Source organism: Brevundimonas vesicularis (assembly GCF_032067225.1).
GTDB classification, from domain to species: domain Bacteria; phylum Pseudomonadota; class Alphaproteobacteria; order Caulobacterales; family Caulobacteraceae; genus Brevundimonas; species Brevundimonas vesicularis_F.
Map to the genome: position 1 here is coordinate 1 of NZ_DAMBJX010000079.1, position 875 is coordinate 875.

Sequence of the window (875 nt, forward strand, 5' to 3'; positions counted from 1 at the left end):
CGATTGGAGCGCGGAACCTAGTGAAACCAACCGATGAAAGCAAGAAGTTTTTCGCTTCTTTCTTCCGTGAAACCGTGAGGACCTAAACCCCCGCGGCCCCGCCGGCCGGCCCGTTTCCGAGCGAGGCGGCTCTATACGGAGACGCGGATTTGTCAGCAAGCGGATTCTCACCAACAGGGGGAAGTTTCTCGCAGACTCATGATCGTCGATCAGGAATCGTAATCCTCGAGGCTATTCGAAGCCCGTAAATACTGGCGTTTCGCCTTCTCAGGCCCCGCCGAGACGCGACATCAGTTCCGGATTCTGCTCGGAGGCCACGACCTCGTCGTCGAATGCGCGTTGGGCATCCGCCTCGTCCGCAAAGGTCGCCGGCTCTGACAGCCGCAGGCTTGAAACCGCGTAGACATCGCCCTTTTGCTCGAGGGTAACGCCGCTGCGGGCGTGAAGGATGCGGGCGTCCATCGTCATTGGGCTGGTCTCCTGTTCCGATGCAGAACGCACAAATCGGCCGGATGGCTCTCCTCAAGCGCCAGAAAGACCGTCGACGAGGCGCAAGCGCAGCTCTTCGTCATCCAAGCCTTGCACGACGATCATTTTCAAACGTGATTGTGCGCCGCGTCCGATGCTGACCGACGACTTCGGGACGCCAAGGCTTTTGGCCAAGAGCCGGATCAGGGCGTCGTTGGCCTCTCCTTCGATCGGACGGGCGCGGACGCGCACCTTGAGCACGGGTCGACCCTCGTCGTCGGTCGCCCACCCATCAATGCGCTCGGCCGCAGCGCCGGGCTGCAGCCTTACAGGCAAGTTCGCCATGTGGTCCTCTGCGGGCAAGAAAAAAGGCGCGGCTCCGATCGGCGCCGCGCCCTCTTCAGATC

Annotated in this window: 2 protein-coding genes; both read right to left on the bottom strand. The window is 61.7% G+C overall.

Going from position 1 to position 875, the window contains the following annotated elements:
- Positions 1 to 267 precede the first annotated feature (267 nt).
- Positions 268 to 468: a hypothetical protein gene (locus RT123_RS14475; protein WP_153924141.1), complete on the bottom strand. Its 201-nt coding sequence runs from the start codon at positions 466 to 468 to the stop codon at positions 268 to 270.
- Between the two features lie 54 nt (positions 469 to 522).
- On the bottom strand, positions 523 to 875 hold a 353-nt coding region (locus tag RT123_RS14480), incomplete at its 5' end, for a DUF167 domain-containing protein (RefSeq protein WP_409514920.1).